The organism is Labrys sp. LIt4 (assembly GCF_017813775.1).
Taxonomy (GTDB): Bacteria; Pseudomonadota; Alphaproteobacteria; order Rhizobiales; family Labraceae; genus Labrys; species Labrys okinawensis_A.
Genome location: NZ_JAGIPY010000003.1, coordinates 240,986 through 260,308, shown reverse-complemented (window position 1 = coordinate 260,308; position 19,323 = coordinate 240,986). Strand labels below are relative to the sequence as shown.

Annotated in this window: 7 protein-coding genes; 5 read left to right on the top strand and 2 right to left on the bottom strand. The window is 61.9% G+C overall.

Annotation, left to right across the window (positions count from 1 at the left end):
• Positions 1-125 precede the first annotated feature (125 nt).
• Positions 126-836, bottom strand: a complete 711-nt coding sequence (locus tag J8I29_RS07065) for a 4'-phosphopantetheinyl transferase superfamily protein (protein WP_209431100.1) — start codon at positions 834-836, stop codon at positions 126-128.
• Positions 837-1,643: 807 nt separating this feature from the next.
• Here J8I29_RS07065 and J8I29_RS07060 point away from each other — a divergent pair.
• The 5 genes from J8I29_RS07060 (at position 1,644) to J8I29_RS07040 (ending at position 16,739) form a co-directional block, all read left to right on the top strand.
• On the top strand, positions 1,644-3,542 hold the full coding sequence (locus J8I29_RS07060; RefSeq protein ID WP_209431099.1) for an amino acid adenylation domain-containing protein: 1,899 nt from the start codon (positions 1,644-1,646) through the stop codon (positions 3,540-3,542).
• Positions 3,539-11,590 (top strand): non-ribosomal peptide synthetase/type I polyketide synthase, encoded by an 8,052-nt coding sequence (locus tag J8I29_RS07055; protein ID WP_209431098.1) that lies wholly within the window; start codon positions 3,539-3,541, stop codon positions 11,588-11,590. The genes J8I29_RS07060 and J8I29_RS07055 overlap by 4 nt, the downstream gene beginning before the upstream one ends.
• Before the next feature lie 5 nt (positions 11,591-11,595).
• Positions 11,596-14,052: a condensation domain-containing protein gene (locus J8I29_RS07050; protein ID WP_209431097.1), complete on the top strand. Its 2,457-nt coding sequence runs from the start codon at positions 11,596-11,598 to the stop codon at positions 14,050-14,052.
• Positions 14,053-14,141: 89 nt separating this feature from the next.
• A complete protein-coding gene (locus J8I29_RS07045; RefSeq protein ID WP_209431096.1) occupies positions 14,142-15,161 on the top strand; it encodes a dienelactone hydrolase family protein in 1,020 nt (339 codons plus the stop codon).
• A gap of 873 nt (positions 15,162-16,034) precedes the next feature.
• Positions 16,035-16,739, top strand: a complete 705-nt coding sequence (locus J8I29_RS07040; protein WP_181161346.1) for a response regulator transcription factor — start codon at positions 16,035-16,037, stop codon at positions 16,737-16,739.
• A 219-nt stretch (positions 16,740-16,958) separates the two neighbouring features.
• Here J8I29_RS07040 and J8I29_RS07035 read toward each other — a convergent pair whose 3' ends face one another.
• The gene (locus J8I29_RS07035) at positions 16,959-19,184 is read right to left on the bottom strand and encodes an EAL domain-containing protein (protein ID WP_209431095.1); all 2,226 of its coding nucleotides are present in this window, start codon (positions 19,182-19,184) and stop codon (positions 16,959-16,961) included.
• Between the last annotated feature and the right edge of the window lie 139 nt (positions 19,185-19,323).

Sequence of the window (19,323 nt, the reverse complement as noted above, 5' to 3'; positions counted from 1 at the left end):
CGGGTGCGAGCCGGATCCCTTCGCCAGGTTTCGGTAGCGCTTGCCGAGGTGTCATAGGCCTCAAAGGGTGCGGACCCTTTGCGTTCGTCTGTCCGGCGTATCGGCATAGTGGCCGGTGCCGCCCGTCAGTTCATTTCGACGATCGACCAATCGAGACGCCGTGCTGCCACCGAGCCAGTGCGGTTCATAGCGGATCTCAGAGCGCGAATGCGCCAACATTTCGCTTCTTCGGCATCGCCACCGACGAAGCGGGGTGCCGTGTCGCCCCCGATGGCAAGATCGAATTCGAAATGGGTCGGCGGGTGAGCAAAGCCCGTGCCGAGCGCCTTCAGGCACGCCTCCTTGCGGGCCCAATTTTCGAAAAAGACGCTTTGCCGCTCCCCGGGCGGCAATGCGTCGAATTGCGTGCGCTCGGCAGGTGAGAACACTTGCAATGCGACGCCGTCCTCGATCGTGCGAACATGCTCGATGTCGATGCCGATCTCGAAATCGTTCGCGACGGCGAGGGCTGCCCTATTGTCGCTATGGCTCAGATTGAAGCAGATCCGCCATCCCGAGGGCTGGGTGGTGCAGAAGGGCTTGCCTTCGTCGCCATAGCCGAATCCGACCGCTTGCGGGGACATTGCGAGGTAATCGGCGAGAATTTGCCTGAGCCTCCCGCGCGCTGCCACGAAGCGGCGACGATGCCGTTCGAAGCGGAATTTATCGGCGCGCACGCGTTCCTCTTCCGACAAAATCTCCCAGTTCCGGTCGAGGCTACCCTCGTCGGCGTCGAGATCCCATTGCCAGACATGAACGTCCCGGGAAGCGGGTGGAGTGGGCGGACGAGGGGGCATCGAAAGCTTGGCTTCTACTGGCACGGCGATTGATTGATTCTAGAGGATCAGCATTGAGCTCGGCGCGCAACTTTTCCCGTGTGGAACGGTCGCTGCGAAGCGTCCGCCGTCGCTCCCACCTTTAGAGCCGGAGCGTACGGCTATCGGCTTAGTGGTGTGCGCCAGCGGGATCGATAGGCGCTACTCCTTTTGGTCCGAGTTTGCCTATCGGGTGGGGGAGGGGCATTCAATTTCCCGAATTGAGGCGGTGATCTTCGAACACTACAATAATGGCAGTGTTTCGTTGGATGGGTTCTTTGGGTCTGCATTGAGCTTCAGCTGTTTTCTTGCCTGCCGCAAACCCTCATTTTGGTTGGGCGCAGTCAGGGAAGCGTAGGGAGCCTACCACTCCAATAATTCCTTCGTAGAATGTAATGTACCCTGTAAGTTCGAAAATCTACCTGTGAAGATTTTTTCGTTTCACGGTAAAATCACGCAGAATTTCGAAACATAAGTTCGCATGGATATTGAGATATTGCTCGCTCATATCTGGACGGAGAAAGGCAATAGCTGACCTGGGAATGTTCGACTCAATTACGGGGCTGGTTTGCCGGGGAATGTGCGAAAGCGCACGCGACGCATTCGAAAGCCGGAGTACTCCGGTTCGCGCTCGATCGTGACTCGGCACCTCTCGCCGCCCCAGGAGTCGAAGGAAAGCAAAGAATATCACATTCGAGCTGCAGGGCGCTGGTAGCGGCGTCTTGGCGGCGTGCCTGCGGCAGAGCGATCTTCCGGGGCGGTTGTTACACGATTTTGCATGGGGGCTCCGTGAAGGCGTTTCAGACCAATCTTTCCGTCCATCAATTGATCAGCGAGCAGGCCGCGCTTCGCCCGGATAGCCTCGCGGTGACCTGCGACGGCGTTTCGATCACCTTCGGCGAATTGAACGCTCGTGCCAACCAGCTCGCTCACCGCCTGCTCAAGATGGGGGTGAAGCCCAACACGCTGGTCGCCATCGGCCTGGAGCGGTCGATCGACATGGTCGTGGGCATGCTGGGCATCATGAAATCCGGCGCCGCCTATCTGCCGCTCGATCCGAGCTATCCACGCGAGCGGCTGACCTTCACGCTGGAGGATGCCAAGCCGCTGGCATTCGTGACCACGACCACGGGCCGTCCGACGCTGCCGCCGAGCGACCTGCCGATGATTTTGCTGGATCAGGATGCCGGCAGTCTCGGCGCCGAACCGGTTACCAATCCGGACATAGCGATCGATCCCCAGTCGCTCATTTACGTCATCTATACGTCGGGCTCCACCGGCCGCCCGAAGGGTTGCAGGCTGTCGCACCACAATGTCGTGCGGCTCTTCCATGCAACCGACCATTGGTTCGGCTTCGGTCCCGAGGATGTGTGGACCTTCTTCCATTCGCATGCCTTCGACTTTTCCGTGTGGGAAATCTGGGGAGCGCTGGTCTATGGCGGGCGTGTGGTGGTGGTGCCCCACCGGGTCAGCCGCTCGCCCGAGGATTTCCTGGACCTGCTCGTCCGGGAAAAAGTGACCGTGCTCAACCAGACGCCCTCCGCCTTCCGCACCTTGATCGAAGTGGACCGGCGCCGGCCGGAGGCATCCGTCTTGGCTCTGCGCTACGTGATTCTCGGCGGCGAAGCGCTGGAGTTCCAGATGCTGCGCCCCTGGTTCAACCGCTATGGTGATACCAAGCCGCGCATCATCAATATGTATGGCATCACCGAAACCACCGTCTTCGTGACCTACCGCCCGGTGTCTGCGGCCGAACTCGACGGCACCAGGGCGAGCCTGATCGGTGTGCCGATCCCCGATCTGACCGTGCATGTGCTCGACGAGAACCGCAAGCCTGTGCCGGTGGGCGAGGAAGGCGAGATCTATGTCGGCGGGGAGGGAGTCTGCCTCGGTTATCTCAACCGTCCCGAGCTGACGGCAGAGCGTTTCATCGATTGGCGTCCCTCGGACAATCAGCCCGTCGAAAAGCTATACAAGACCGGCGATCTCGTCCGGCGTACGGCGGATGGCGATCTCGAATATCTCGGGCGCAGCGATCACCAGGTGAAGATCCGCGGCTTCCGCATCGAGACCGGGGAAATCGAAAATCAGCTCATGCGCCACCCGGCCGTAACGGCTTGCGCCGTGATTGCTCGCACGGACGGCCCTGGCGAGGCGAAGCTGGTCGCCTATATCGTGCCTTCGGCAACGCCTGCGGATGCCGCTACCCTGAAGGCGCATCTGGCGCAGACGCTGCCGGACTACATGCTTCCCTTCGCCTTCGTCGATCTCGGCGAATTGCCGATGACCGAGAATGGCAAGCTCGACCGCAAAGCGCTGCCGAGCCCGACTTTTACCACCAGTCCGATCGTGCCCGAGGCGCGCGACGAGCTTGAACAGAAGATTGCGGCCATCTGGTCGCGGGTTCTGTCCGTGCCCGACGTCAGCACCAAGGTCAACTTCTTCGACCAGGGCGGCAGTTCACTGCAGATCCTCACGGTTCTCGCCGAAATCCAGGAAAGCATCCATCCCGAGCTTCGCCTGAGCGATGTGTTCGAGCGTCCCACCATCGCGGCTCTCGCCAATTTCATCCGCTCGAGCACCGCGCCTGCCGCGGCCCCTGCGGCCAGGCCCGAAAATCTGCGCGCCCGCCAGCAGGCGGAGGCGCTCCAGCGCATGCGCCAACGCCAAATGGGAGCGGCAAGGTGAGCTCCATCTCCGACCCTCCGCTCAACGCCATCGCGGTGATCGGCATGGCGGGCCGTTTTCCCGGCGCCCGTTCTGTCGGTGAGTTTTGGCAGAACCTGCGCAACGGCGTGGAATCGATCACCCGTTTCGAGGACAGCGAACTCGAAGATACCTTCGGGCCGGACATTCGGCGCGCGCCCAATTTCGTACGAGCCCGGCCGATCCTGTCCGATGTCGAATATTTCGACGCAGAGTTCTTCGGCATGTATCCGCGCGAGGCGGAACTGACAGACCCGCAGCATCGCGTCTTCCTCGAATGCGCCTGGGAAGCGCTCGAGGATGGCGGCTATGACCCGGCTAGCTATCCTGGCAGCATCGGCGTCATCGCCGGTTGCAGCATGAACACCTATTTCCTCCATCATGTCGTCGGCAATCGCGACGTCTCGGAGGACTTCACCAACGCCTTCCAGGTCGGGCAATACCCGATGCTGCTTGGCGCCAGCCGGGAGTTCCTGGCGACGCGTGTATCCTACAAGTTCAACCTGAACGGCCCGAGCTTCAGCCTGAATACGGCCTGCTCGACCTCGCTGATGGCTATCGCGCAGGCTTGCCAGCAATTGCTGCTGTTCCAGAGCGACATGGTCATTGCCGGCGGCGTTTCCATCACCTTCCCTCAAAAGCGCGGCTATCTGACCCAGGAAGGCGGCATGGTGTCGGAGGATGGGCGCTGCCGCCCCTTCGACGCCGATGCTCGGGGCACCGTCTTCGGCAGCGGCGCCGGTGCCGTGCTGCTGAAGCGGCTCGAGGACGCGCTTGCCGACGGGGATCATATCTATGCCGTGGTGCGCGGCAGCGGCGTCAATAATGACGGTTCCGCCAAGGTCGGCTATACCGCACCGAGCTCGGAAGGGCAGGCCGCCGCCATCATGATGGCGCATGCCAATGCCGGGGTAGACCCCCGCTCGATCAGCTATGTCGAATGCCACGGTACCGCGACGCCACTCGGAGACCCGATCGAGATTGCAGGCCTGACAAAGGCCTTCCGTGCCACCGGCGACGACGGCAGGCAGTATTGCGCGATCGGCTCGGTGAAGAGCAATGTCGGGCATCTGGATGCGGCGGCCGGTGTGGTCGGCTTCATCAAGACGGCGCTCAGCCTCGAAAATCGCCAACTGCCGGCAACCCTGCATTTCAAGACGCCCAATCCGCGCCTCGGCATCGAGGACAGTCCGTTCTTTGTCAATGCGGCGCTGACGGACTGGCAGGAGGGCCCCGAGCCGCGCCGTGCGGGTGTCAGCGCTTTCGGCGTTGGTGGCACCAATGTGCATGTGGTGCTGGAAGAGGCGCCGTCGCTGGAGCCGCGTGCTGTGGGCCGCGATGTCGAAGTCCTTACCCTGTCGGCGCGAAGCGAATCCGCCCTGGCCAAGGCCCGCGCCGAGCTGGCTGGCCGGCTGGCCGCCAATCCGGCTCTGGAGCTTGCGGATGTCGCCCATACGCTGCAGGTGGGGCGCAAGGCCTTCGATTATCGTTGGTCGGCGGCCTGCAGCGATAGGACGGCGGCTGTCGCTGCTCTGAACGACCCGGCTGCTCGGGCCTTCAAGGCCGTCAGCGATGCGGGCGTCGTGTTCATGTTCCCCGGACAGGGATCGCAATATCCCGATATGGGGAGGGGCCTTTATGAAGCCGAAGCAGGCTTCCGGGCCGACATCGACCGTTGTGCGGCGATCCTGCGCCCTCATCTGGATCGCGATCTCAAGGAAGTGCTCTATCCCGCCAAGCGCGAGGCCGACGATCACAAGCGCCTGGCGGCCACCTGCTATGCACAGCCGGCGATCTTCACGGTCGAGTATGCCTTGGCGCGGCTGTGGATCAGCCGGGGGATCGTGCCCAGCGCCATGATAGGGCACAGCGTCGGTGAGTTCGTCGCGGCCTGCCTTGCCGGGGTCTTTACGCTCGAAGAGGTGCTGCCGCTCGTTGCTGCCCGTGGCCGCCTGATGCAGGACCTCCCGCCGGGGGGAATGCTGGCAGTAAGGTTGTCCGAGGCCGAACTTGCGCCTTTGCTGGGCGCCGATCTTGCGATCGCCGCCATCAACGGCCCTGCATTGTGTGTCGCAGCCGGGCCGGACGATGCCGTCGATGCGCTGGAAGCGCAGCTGAAGGCACGTGGTGTCGTCAGCCGCCGGCTGCACACCTCGCATGCCTTCCACTCTCCCATGATGGATCCGATCATCACGCCCTTCACCGAGGAAGTGCGCAAGATCGGGCTGAAGGCGCCGACCATTCCCTATGTCTCCGGCGTCACGGGCCAATGGATCACGGGTGAAGCGGCGACATCCCCCGATTATTGGGCTCGTCATTTCCGCGAGCCGGTCCGTTTTGCCGACGGCCTGTCGCTCCTGCTCGGGGACACAGCGGCGGTCCTGCTCGAAGTCGGTGCCGGCAACACCTTGACCACGCTGGCTCTGCAGGGTGCTGCAAGGGGCAGGGCGGTGGTTTCCTGCCTGCCCGACGCGGCGCGCGAGCGGCCCGACCTGGAGACCATGGCCGAGGCCCTGGGCCGGTTGTGGACTGCCGGCGCGGCCGTCGACTGGACCTTGCAGTCGAGCCGACCCACACGGCGCAGAGTGTCCCTGCCGACCTATCCTTTCGAACGCAAGCGCTACTGGATCGAACCGCCGGTGCGCGAGACAGCGCCTGCGGCCAGTCCGCAAGCTATTCCGCGATCCGAAGCGGCGCTTTCCCAAAATGCGCCGCCCGCCGCGATCCTCCCAATGCCGCTCCCCGAGCAAACCGTGATGTCCGACATGACCGCCCGCACCGACACCATCAAGGCCGCCATCATCTCGATCTTCGCCGATCTGTCCGGCGAGGACGTGGCTTCCGCCGAACCCGGCACGACCTTCTTGGAAATGGGTTTCGACTCCCTGTTCCTCACCCAGGCTGCCCAGGAATTGTTGAACAAGTTCGGCCTCAAGGTCACCTTCCGTGCCCTTCTGGGGGACCTCGGCAGCATCGAAGCCCTGACAGAACATGTTGCAGCGGCGTTGCCGCCCGAGAAATTCGCACCGGCCCCCATCGAAGCTGCGCCGGTCCCGGCAGCGGCGGCGCCGGCCGTTGCTCCGGCGCCTGCCGTCGTTTCTCCGGTCGTCCAGCCAGCGCCGCTTCTTCCGGCAGCGATCCCGCTCGCCGGCACGGGCGCCGGGGCGGAGGGCCTGATGCGCGACCAACTGCAGGTCATGGCCCAGCTGATGCAGCAACAGCTCGAGGTATTGCGCGGCGGTGCGGTTTTGCAGGCGCCGGCCGTCCAGGCCGTCATGGCTCCGCCCGTCGCCGCGGCAGCGGCGCCGCTTCAGGCCGAAGTCGTTCCGCAGCCTGCCGCGGTGCCCAGGGCCGATGCGGCTCCGGTCAAGGAACTGCCGTCGCGCTTCGGCGTCTACAAGAACAGCCAGAAGTCGCAGGACCAGGGGCTGGATGCCCGCCAGCGCAGCCATATCGAGGCGCTGACCTCGCTTTGGAACACCCGCAGTCCCGGCTCAAAACAGTTGACGCAGGACTACCGCAACGTCCTTGCCGACCCCCGCGCCGCTTCCGGCTTCAATCCGGACTGGAAGGAAATGGTCTATCCCGTGATCGCGGCCCGCTCGAAAGGCTCGCGCATCTGGGACGTCGACGGCAACGAATATATCGACCTGGTCAACGGCTATGGCCAGACGATGTTCGGCCATGCCCCCGATTTCGTGGTCGAGGCGGTCGACCGGCAGTTGCAGGAAGGCTTCGCCATCGGTCCGCAATCCGCCAGGGCCGGCAAGGTTGCGGCTCTCTTCTGCGAGATGACCGGCAATGAACGCGCCACTTTCTGCAACACCGGTTCGGAAGCGGTGATGGCCGCCATGCGCGTGGCGCGTACGGTCACCGGGCGCAAGCGCGTCGTCATGTTCGCCGGCGACTATCACGGCCAGTTCGACGAAGTTCTGGTCAGGGGACAGGTCCGTCAGGGCGAACATCGCTCCCTTCCGGTCGCGCCGGGTATTCCGCCGCAGTCGGTGGAGAATGTCACCGTTCTGGAATATGGCGCCGAGGAGGCTCTTGCCTGGATCCGCGAGCATGCCGGCGAACTCGCCGCCGTGGTGGTCGAGCCGGTGCAAAGCCGCCGTCCGGACCTGCGCCCCGTCGAATTCCTCAAGCAGGTTCGCGCCATTACCGAAGCGTCCGGCACGGCGCTGGTGTTCGACGAGGTCGTGACGGGTTTCCGCATGCATCCTGCCGGCATGCAGCATCTGTTCGACATCAAGGCTGATCTCGCCTGCTACGGCAAGGTGGTCGGCGGTGGTCTGCCAGTCGGCGTGCTGGCCGGCAAGGCGAGCTTCATGGATGCGCTGGATGGCGGCGCCTGGCGCTATGGCGACGACTCCTATCCGGAAGTCGGCGTCACCTTCTTTGCCGGCACTTTCGTCCGCCATCCGCTGGTCCTGGCCGCGCTCGAGGCCGTGCTCGAGCATCTGAAAGCCAGGGGACCTGCGCTGCAGGAGGAGGTCTCGGCCCGGATGGGGCGTCTGGTCGAACAGCTGTCGCGCTGTTTCACCGAATGCGGCCTGTCCCTGCCGGTCCCAAGCTATGGCAGCCTGTTCTACATCAATCCGAGCCACGACTACCGGTTCGGCAGCCTGCTCTACTATCATCTGCGTGCCCGCGGCATCTATGTGCACGAGGGCTTCCCCTGCTTCCTCACCACCGAGCATACGGACGAGGATGTCGCTCGGATCGTGCAGGCTTTCCGCGAGAGCATCGAGGCCATGCAGGCTGACGGCATGCTTCCTGGCGGTCCTCCGCTTGCAGGCGGTGACGACAAGACCGAAGCGGCAGCAAAGGCGGCTGCCATCACGGGGCCGATTGCACCGACCGCTTCCCAGACAGAAGTCTGGCTGTCGGCACAGCTTGGCGACGAGGCCTCCTGTGCCTTCAACGAGTCGATCAGCCTGAGTTTCGATGGTCCCCTCGATGAAGTGGCTCTACGGGCCTCCCTCAACGACGTCATCGCGCGCCACGATGCCCTGCGCATCCACTTCGATGCGACAGGCACCCGCATGAGCTTTGCACCCGAGCTCCATCTCGACCTGCCGCTCGTGGATGTTTCCGGGGAAGCCTCGCCGCAGCAGGCTCTGAAGGCGCGGATCGAACAGGATGCCAGGACCGCCTTCGATCTCGTTGGTGGGCCCCTGGTCCGCGGCGAACTGGTTCGGCTCTCGCCGGACCGGCACGTCCTCGTCTTCACCGCCCATCACATCGTCTGCGACGGCTGGTCCGTCAATGTGCTGATCGGCGAACTCTCGGAGTTCTATCGCGCCAGAGTCGAGAATAGCCAGCCCGTGCTGGCCGAACCGCTCCCCTTCAGCAGCTATGCCCAGACCGTGCAGGAAGTGGCCGATGACGAAGCCTATTGGGTCGGGCAGTTCCGCACCGCGCCGCCGCCTCTCGAATTGCCCAGCGATCGCGCGCGGCCGCCGATCAAGACCTTCAATGGCGGCTCGGTCCAGTTCGCCATCGAAAGGCCGCTCTATGAGGCGGTCCGCAAGGCCGGGGCCAAACGGGGTAGCACCCTGTTTGCCACGCTACTCGCTGCCTTCGAGATCCTGATGGGGCGCCTTGCCGGCCAGAATGAAGTGGTTGTCGGCATACCGGCGGCTGGCCAATCCCTGGTGGAGGATGATCGGGCGCTGGTCGGGCATTGCGTCAATCTGCTGCCGCTGCGTGCGAATTGGCAGGACGGCACGAGCTTTGCCGAGTTTCTGGCCCAAACCAAGCAGAGCGTGCTCGAGGCCTATGACCATCGCAGTTGCACGCTCGGCACCATCCTGCGCAAGCTGACGCTCCCGCGCGATGCTAGCCGGCTGCCGCTTGCCGAGGTGCAGTTCAATCTGGAACGCCTGGGCGGAGATCTGGCTTTTCCGGGTCTGACGACTGAGGTCGTCCCCAACCCTAAGCGCTTCTCCACCTTCGATCTCTTCGCGAATGTGACGGAATCCGCCAACGGCTTGCGCATTGATTGCGACTACAATGCTGATCTCTTCGACGAGGCTACGATCCTCCGCTGGCTGGGGCATTACCGCACCTTGCTGCAGGCGATCGCCGACGACGTCACGACGCCGATCGAGCGTTTGCCGTTGCTGGCCCCCGGCGATGTGCCTGCCTCCCTGGCCGGGCCCTCCCTGCCGGCACCTTCCGATCCAAGCCTGCTCACCATTCATGGGCTGATCGAGGCACAGACGGCGGTCAATCCAGAGGCCGTGGCGGCACTCTTCGAGGACCAGCAACTCACCTATGGTGATCTCGACCGGCGGGCCGGCCAGCTCGCGGCGCATCTGCACGATCTCGGTCTCGGCAGGGCTGCCCGTGTCGCCGTACTGGTCGATCGCTCGCTCGATATGCTCGTCTCGCTGCTGGCGGTGCTGAAGGCGGGCTGCGCCTATGTCCCGCTTGCCACCAATCACCCGGCCGCTCGCCTCAATGGCATTCTGGCCGAGGCCGAGGTCGCAGCCGTGGTAACTCAGGCGGCCTATGAAGACATCGCTTCGGCCGCGCCCATGACGATCCTGGTCGATCGCGACCGCGATGCGATTGCCGCACGCCAGCCCTTGCCCGCCTCAGGCGCCAGGGTGGCCGGCGAGGATCTCGCTTATGTCATCTTCACCTCCGGCTCGACGGGCAAGCCCAAGGGGGTCGAAGTAACGCACGCCAGCGTCGCCAACTTCCTGGCCTCGATGCGCCAGGTGCCTGGCTTCACTGCCGAAGACCGGCTGCTGGCGGTCACCACGATCTCCTTCGACATCGCGGCGCTCGAACTCTATCTGCCGCTGGCTTGCGGGGGCAGCGTGGTCATTGCGCCTCAGAGCGAGACGGCGGATGGCCAGGCCTTGCTGAGGCGGTTGCAAGACTGTGGTGCCACGGTGATGCAGGCAACCCCGATCACCTGGGTGATCCTGCTGGAATCCGGCTTCAAGCCCTCGCCGAAGCTGAAGATGCTCTGTGGTGGCGAGGCGTTGCCGCGCAGCTTGGCGGATCAGTTGGTCCAGAATGGCGGCGAGCTTTGGAATATGTACGGCCCGACCGAGACGACGATCTGGTCATCGGTTGCCCATATCCATCCGGGCCCGGATCCGATCACGGTTGGCCATCCTATCGCCAACACGCAGTTTCATGTGCTCGACAAGTTCGATCGCGTGCAGCCGCTCGGCGTGGTGGGTGAACTCCATATCGGTGGAGACGGCGTCGCCCGCGGCTATTTCCGCCGCCCCGACCTGACAGCCGAAAAGTTCATTGCGGACAATGTTTCGGGAATGCCCGGCGCGCGGCTCTATCGCACGGGAGATCTCGCCCGCCTCATGCCGGGTGGCCGTCTCCAACTTCTGGGGCGCAACGACCATCAGGTGAAGCTGCGCGGTTTCCGTATCGAGCTCGGCGAGATCGAGGCCGCAATCGGAAAGGCCGGTCTCGACGTCAATGCGGTGATCCTGCGCGAAGACAATCCGGGAGATCCCAGGCTCGTGGCCTATTACGAGGCCCCTGCATCCAGCGCACCGAGCATCGAGGCTCTTCGCAATGCCCTCGGCCGGGATCTGCCCGATTACATGATACCCAGCCAGTGGGTTCGCCTGGACACGATGCCGCGTGGGTCGAGCGGCAAGCTCGATCGGCGCGCCCTGCCCAAGCCAAGCGAGTCGACCGCAACCGAGCTGTCGACCAGCTATGTCGCACCCGGCAACCAGGCCGAGACCATCCTGGCCGGGATCTGCGCCGAGGTTCTCGGTCAGGCGAGGGTCAGCGTGGCGGACGATCTGCTCATGCTTGGAGCCGACTCGATCCATATCTTCCAGATCGTGGCGAGGGCGAACCAGGCCGGCCTGAGCCTGTCGGCCAAAACTCTGCTGCAGCATCGCACCATCGCCAAGGCGGCGGCTACGCTCGCTGGGGTGTCGCCGGCCGAGGAACCTTCGGATCTCCCGCAACTCGTTCGCGTCGCCAGGAGTAGCCGTCGTGTTGCCGCCAACGCCCTGCAATCTCCGGAACGGTGAAGCCGATGGCTGGTTTTGAAACAAGCAGCGACGTCGGTATGGGCTCCCAGGGTGCCGACACGGACCTCTACGCCTTTCCTTGTTCCCTGGCCCAGGCCCGCTTCTGGATCCTGGACCAGATCACGCCGGAGGACCCGGCCCTGAACGTTGCGGTGCGGTGGCGCCTGCTGGGCCGGCTGGACGCCGGCGCGCTCCAGCAGGCGCTGAATGCGGTGATCGATCGACACGAGATCTTGCGCACCAGCTATCGCGATGTCGACGGCGAACCCGAGCAACTCGTTCATCCCGAAGCGACCATCCAGCTCCCGGTCATCGACCTGACCCTGCTGCCGGAAGCGAGCCGTCATGAGGAAAGGGAGCGAATCAGCCAGATCGAGGCGCGCAAGCCTTTCGATCTTGCGCAGGTGCCCAATCTTCGCGCGACCCTGCTCAAAGTCGCGAACGATGAGCACATCATCCTGGTCACCATCCACCACATCGCCTGCGATGGCTGGTCTGTGGGGATCATCGCGCGTGACATGATGGAGTTCTACCAGGCCCGGCTGCGATTGCGGGCCCCCAGACTAGCCGACCTTCCTTTGCAATACGCCGATTTCGCGGTGTGGCAGACCGAATGGATGAAGGTGAACGCCCTGAAGAGCGAGCGGGCCTATTGGACCTCGCAACTAGCCGGGTTCAAGCGCTTCGATCCGCCCTCCGACAAGCCGCGTGGGGGAACGGGGGCCGCGCCGTCCCTCATTCTCGGGCGCCAGCTGCCCCGCACATTGACCGATGCGATGTCGGCCTTGGCGACGGCGGAAGGCTGTACGTTCTTCATGGTCGGGGCGGCCGCACTGATATGTCTGCTGTATCGCCGCAGCGGATCCGAGGACATTACGATCGGTACGCAGATCGCAGGGCGAGACCGTATCGAACTCAACGACATCGTCGGGCCCTTCATCAACACCGTGCCCCTGCGCGCCAGGATCGCCAGCAATCAGAGTTTCCGCCAGGTGCTGGCGCAGATGCATGACGTCATCGAGGGGGCGCTGCTCAACCAGCATATGCCGATCGAAGACATTATCGCCATCGCCAAGCCTACGCGCGAGCCCGGCCGCAATCCGTTGTTCTCAGTCAATCTGATCTGCCAGCGCTCGTTCATACCGACCGATGAACGCCCGGAACTCAGCCTGGTCGATATGCCGTCCGTTTCGCCGGGCGCACTTTACGATCTGAATTTCTTCTTCGTAGAGCGCCCCGATGGCTGGCGCATGTCCTGTGAATACGACACCTCGCTCTACAACCGGGAAACGGTGGAAGGATATCTGGCCCAGTTGCAGGATCTGCTCGGCGGCTTCGTCGCCGATCTGGATCGGCCGATGGGCGAGCGAGCCAGCCCGGCGCCGCTTCCCATGCCGGCTCAGGAGCCGATACCCACGCGCCCGACCATGGCTCCCGATGGCCATGTGCGCGTCGAGGCCGAGCTTGCGGATATTTGGGTCAATATCCTCAAGGTGCCGATCCTCAATCCGAAGGACAATTTCTTCGCGCTTGGCGGACATTCACTCTCTGCGTTCCGCATGCTTTCGCGCGTCGAGAAGGTTTTCGGCAAGCGCATTTCCTTTGACGAACTGCATAGCCACCCCACCATCGGCGAGTTGGCAAAGCTCCTGGGCGGCCCCGTAACCACCGAGGCGAAGGGAGCGGTGGTCATGCAGCCGCATGGCGCGAGCACGCCGATCTTCGCCTTGCACGACACCTTCATCTACCAGGAACTGGTCAACCATTTGGGGGAAGATCAGCCCTTCATTTCGGTCCCCTTGCCGGCTTTCGCCGAGGGAGGAGCGCAAACCAGCCGGGAAGAGATGGTGGAGCACTGCGTGCGCATCATCGAGGAGGCACGCCCGCAGGGCCCCTATATCCTGCTCGGCTTCTGCGCCGCAGCTCGGCTCAATGTCGCTGTCGCACGCCGCCTGATCGAGAAGGGCCACACGATCGAGCTGTTCGTGACGCTCGACGCCTGGGCCCCGGGCTATTCGAAGCGTCAGTCGCGGCTGAAGGGGATGCTGGGGCGATACTCCTATCAGATCCAGTCTGGCCTCTATTATGCCCGTTGCCTTCTCGGCGGCGCGGAGGAGCGCCGGCATGCCTTGAGGCGCATTCGGCTCTTCTTGCAAGCCGTGTTCGGCCGCAAATCCTTCGAAGACGGGCCGGACGAAGACGCCCGGATCGGCCATTGGGTGATCGAAGCCGGCCGGGACGAGGACGGCACACCTTTGCCTATGCCGATCCTTGCCTTTCACAATGAGAACATGCCGCTCGGCTATTTTCTCGACAGAACCATGGGTTGGAGCGCTCTGACCTCCAAAGGCGTCACCATGGTCCCTGTGGCTGCAACCCATGAGGAACTCATCCGCCGCACCGCTTCCAGGGTGATCGGTGACGTCATCAAGGCCACGCTCAAACAGAATTCTGGTCGCTGAGGATCTCCATGCCAGCCTCTTTCATCCGATTGCCGGTAAGGTCGAGCAGAAGAAGGGGGCTCGTTGGAGTGCTTTGCCTGGGAGCGGCATTGCTGGCGGTCGGTCTCGGTGTCGCGGGACTGGCACGGGCCGGGGATCCCGAAGTCGCGGTCACGCTGGTGCCGCTGTCAGGGTTGTGCGGCGGCACATCCACTGCGTCGCAACGCGACATCGCCGAGCGCCTCGCGGTCAGAGCCTGGTATGCCAGGAAACCCGAAAGCGCTGGAAGCGCGGCTCGGTTGCCTGTCATATTCTTCAATGCCGGTTGGGGCGGCAGTGCCGAGGGCCATATGAACCAGATCGATGCCCTGGTTCAGCGTGGCTACGTGGTGATCGGAATCGACCAGAAAGGCCCCGAAGCCTACAAGGCGTTCGTCGATTTTTCGAACGAGGAGGCTTTCAAGCGTACCAGGGCGGCTGTCGATCTCAAGGCAGGCGCATTTGCCAAGGACAACAGCGCTGTCCTCGATATTTTGCAGGCTGCCATCCCGTGCAGCGAAAATCATGATGTCGCATCGGTACTGAAGAGGCTCGATTTCGACCGGGTCGGCATCATGGGATATTCGTTCGGTGGCGCGGTTGCCGCCGAAACCAGCAGGCAGGATCCGCGCTTCAAGGCCGCGGTCAACTTGGATGGCTGGTTGTTCGGAGATGTCAGCAGGCTCGGCTTGCAACGCCCCTTCCTCGAAATCAGCGACGATAGCGGGCTGCCGACCGCGGCGGACCTCAATTCAAGCGATACAGTGCTGCGCATGACGTCGAAACTGACGGACGAAGACTACACGCAGGTTCGGGCCAATATGGACCGATATGGCGGATATTTCCTCGTCATGACAGGCAGCCGGCATCAGAGCTTCGTCGATGCCTCTCAACGGTCGTTCCTGGCGCGGATGGCCTCTCTCCTTCCGAGCGCCAATCGCACGATCGAGGCTGTGAATAGCTATGCCGGTGCTTTTCTTGATCAATATGTCGCCGGTAAAGCTTCCGACCTCGGAAGGTTGATCGCTTCGCGGGATGATCGCGTCAAAGTAATATTTGCCAAGCCGCCAGCGGTGGAGGCGACACAATGAGAGCGCTTGGCTGCGCGTTGCAGGGGGCAGGAGCGATAGGCGAAAACGATTCGTGGCTCGCGTTCGGGAGACACGAAATCGCCATGAAGCAGCCTTTTTCCGGTCTGGCGGCGCCCTTGCGGCCGGCCGCCAGCGCGTCAATGACGGAAAAGGAGCAAGCGTTTCTCCGCGAGATCTGGAGTCAGCGTGGCAATCAAACGGGCAGGGCAGGGAGGTTGCCGCTGTGATTCCAGAAAGTGTCCATTGTAACTCGTTGAAGGGAAAGAGCGTTTCCTGAGTGTTGCTAGGGCGCGTCGATAAATTGAGCTTGTTCTCATGCTTGATCCCGTGCCTGCGAAAACGCAGGAAGCTTTTAAAGGCAGGAAGTGCAGTTTTACCTGTTCGATAGGTAACACATTGCTTCCCTAACGACATAAGACGAGCTAATACGTGGACGCCGTACTTTGGACCGATTGGCCCTTTAAAAAGTATCACGTCGGTGTCACGGAGCCTGGGGTCTAACGTAACGCATAATACAAAACTCCATGTGCTACTTCGCATTCTTATGGAGTTTACAAAGAGGCTGATACATAGTAGTAAGTAGCTTGAAAAACTATGCTTGACCGTTGCTGCGCGGGTATGTGGCATATGGCTGTTCCAATACAAGCATAGAATAAAAATGCTCAGAATTGAGTGCGCCGGTTGCCAGAATATTGACTGCCACAATGCTGCTTCCTCAAGCATGCGTGTGGTGTTTGTCGGATGACTTGTTTGGAGATTGAGACTGTGACTGATTATTCCGCGAGTAGCCAAGCTTTGATGCCATTTGCGGTAGGTTCAGTGCTGCCGTTGAAGTCGTCTTCCTCTGTCGTTGAGCTTAAGAGGGAGAGGCCCATGGAAGACAGCCCTCAGGATGAGTCCGCTTCTGGCAAACTCGACCAGGATTTGCAGACCCGGATCGTCATCATCGATGAGAATGCTCTTTCTCGCAGCTGCTTGATGCGTTGTCTTGCTGCGAGCGAAGGAAATTTCGTTGCGGAAGGATATTCGCGCATTGCGGATTGGGAGGCTGCGGGGGCGGCCATGTCGATGTCGATCGTCCTTCTCTGCGCGACGGGACGAAAAGCAACGGACACGGCTATAAGGCGCGATCTGGATCTTGTCATTCAGGCAGCACCCGAAGCACGCGTCATCCTCGTTTCCGATTATGAGGAGCCAACGGAGATCGTTGCGGCTTTGGAAAGGGGCGCGAAAGGCTATATCGCCATGAGCTCCAATCTCGATGTCGCAATCGCCGCCATCCGGCTTGTGCGCGCCGGTGGTACTTTCGTGCCGGCCAGCGGCTTGCTGTCATCGCGTTCTCAAGGCGCCCAGGCGAGTGAGGAAGGCGAAACCAGCGGACGGTCTCGTCAGACCGTTTTTACACAAAGGCAGCTCGAGGTGATCGATCGCTTACGTCAGGGCGAGTCGAACAAACTCATTGCCTACAAGCTCAATATGGGAGAATGCACCGTCAAGGTGCATGTTCGTAACATCATGCGCAAGATCAAGGCGCGCAACCGCACCGAGATCGCCTTCTTGACCAATGAATTGTTCTGACGCGTTCCGCGTGATCGCCGATATAGGCACCGCCCCGAGACCATAATGGTTTCGGGGCGGATCTGTTTTGGCGGGCCGGTTCCGTTTATGGAGCGCAAGCGAAAAGCGTGAGCCGGTACCGGCGTGATCGCATATTGTGGGGTGATCGCTGCATCTTGATGCCGGTGCAATCGAGCACCTGTCGCGATTCCGAGGTGCCGCCTTTCACCGCCAGGCAGGTCAGGCAGGCAGGGTCTCTGCTCTCATTTTCCGCGAAGCAGGCGGCGGCGAGCCACCCCGCCTGTCCTGCAGCCAGGCTTCGAGATCGGCAGCTTTCAAGGGGTGGCTCAGCAAATATCCCTGGGCGATCTCGCAACCCAGTTCGCGCAGCACCTGCTGCTGCCTTTCGGTTTCCACGCCTTCCGCTACGACCGCGATATTGAGGCTCCGGCCGATGCTGTTGATTGCCGTCACCACGGCAAGCGCGCTCGGATCGGTCACCATCCCTTCGATGAAGCTTCGATCGATCTTCAGCTCGGAGAAGGGGACATGCGTCAAGCGGCTCAGGCTTGAATAGCCGGTGCCGAAATCATCCATCGACAACCCAACACCGAGAGCCTGGATGGCAGCAATGGTCGCCAGAGTGGTCGGATGGTCGTCCATCATCACGCCTTCGGTTATCTCCAACATCAAAGTGTGCTTGGGAATATCGTATTGGCGCATCAGATGAGCCAAGACATCGGGCAGATTGCGATTGCGGAAATGCAAGGGCGACAGATTTACGGAGATCGCCGGGATCTTTTTGCCGGCCGCGCGCCAAACAGACATCTGGCGGCAAGCCTCGCTGAGGGCCCAGATACCGATTTCATCGATCAGGCCGATCTGCTCGGCAATCATGATGAACCGGCTGGTGGAAATATTGCCCAAAACAGGGTGAGCCCAACGGATGAGGGCTTCGACACCATGGAGGGAACCATCCGCGAGATTGACTTGCGGCTGATAGAGCAACCGCAATTGCCCCTGCGAAACTGCCTCACGCAAGGCCGCGCCCAATATTACCCGCTCCTGGGCCCCGTCGACAACTTCGTGCTCGTAGAGGAAAACGGCCTCGTGCCCGGCCATCTTTCCTTTGCACGCAGCGGAATCGGCCCTTTTCAACAGGGTTTCGACATCAGTGCCGTTGTCGGGATAGAGGCTGATGCCAATGCTGATCGAGATCGGCAGCAGCAGGTCGGCGATCGCAAAGGGTTTGGCGACGGCGTCCACCAGCTTCTTGGCAACCATGGTGGCGTAAACGCTGTCGGCTTCCGGCAGGATGATCACGAAGACATCGCCGCCGAAGCGTCCGACGATGTCGTTGGGGCGGAGCTGGTTCTGCAAGCGGGTGGCGATCTGACCGAGAATCTGGTCGGCCGTGGAGTGGCCGAAGGTGTCGTTGATGTCCTTGAAGCGCTTGATGTCCAAGCGCAGCAACGCCATCTTGTCTTGTTTCTCGCTGGCTTCCGCGATCGTCTGGCTGGCCCTCTGATAGATCTGGCGGCGATTGGGCAAGCCTGTCAGCATATCGAAATAGGCAAGGCGATTGATATGCTCCTTGGCCTCGTGTTGCTCGATTGCCAGGGCGCAGAGATGGACGCAGGCTGAGACGATCTCCTCGTGGAGATAGCTGGGGCCGCGTTTTTCGCGAAAATAGAAGGCGAAGGTCCCCGCCACCCGACCATCCCGCAGCTTGATGGGGACGGACCAGCAGGCTCGCAGGCCCAGCGGCAACGCCAGGCCCTTGTAAGGCGCCCAGAGCGGATTGGTCTCGATGTCATCGACGAGCACGGGCTCGCCGAAGTAGGCGGCCGTCCCACAGGAACCGACGCTGGGACCGATGGCGATTCCGTCCAGAGCATCCGAATAATATTGGGGCAGGCTCGGAGCGGCGAGGGGACGCAGCAGGCCATTCTGATCCACCCTCAGAATGGTCGAGATCACGTCCCGCGTGATGAATTCAGCCTTCTTGCAAATAAATTCCGATACATTTTCCAGCGAAGCGCCGGATACCAATTCCTCCAGCACGGTGTTCTGAAGCGTCTGGATCATGCGCGCGGGGGTATTGCTGTGAATGGTGACGATCGTCTCCGTGACGTTCTCGTCGATGTCACGAATATGATCAGTATAAATCAGTAACGTAATTTCATTACCGAATTTATCATGACCGTTGATCTCCTCCAGGCCGCCACGCTTGGCATTGACAAGGCGCTCGAGACTGAGACGGGTCGCCGAAGGCGTGGCCTTGCTGACGAGCACCGAAACGAGCGGTCGGCCGATCACATCCTCGGACTGATATCCGAGCATCTTGGTAAAGCTCGGATTGATCCAGACAATTTCGCGCCGGGCATTGAGGACCGCCACCGCCTTGTCACTCTCTTGGACAGAGCGTCCGAGGAGCTGAATGCCTCTATCACGCGTCAGTGGCATGCTTCTTCCCAATGTGTCCTTGTGCCTGACGATCATTGGCGCGTCCCAGTGCAACAGACATCGCAATTGAGGTCGGTAACGATGCTATAGCACTCCAGCGATCTTGTTAAGTCTTCATTGGCGATCGACATTGGACACG

Excerpts from the sequence above, each read along its gene's own strand:
- J8I29_RS07065 (WP_209431100.1), bottom strand. The coding sequence starts at position 836 with ATGCCCCCTCGTCCGCCCACTCCACCCGCTTCCCGGGACGTTCATGTC.
- J8I29_RS07050 (WP_209431097.1), top strand. The coding sequence starts at position 11,596 with ATGGCTGGTTTTGAAACAAGCAGCGACGTCGGTATGGGCTCCCAGGGT.
- J8I29_RS07040 (WP_181161346.1), top strand. The coding sequence starts at position 16,035 with ATGGAAGACAGCCCTCAGGATGAGTCCGCTTCTGGCAAACTCGACCAG.
- J8I29_RS07035 (WP_209431095.1), bottom strand. The coding sequence starts at position 19,184 with ATGCCACTGACGCGTGATAGAGGCATTCAGCTCCTCGGACGCTCTGTC.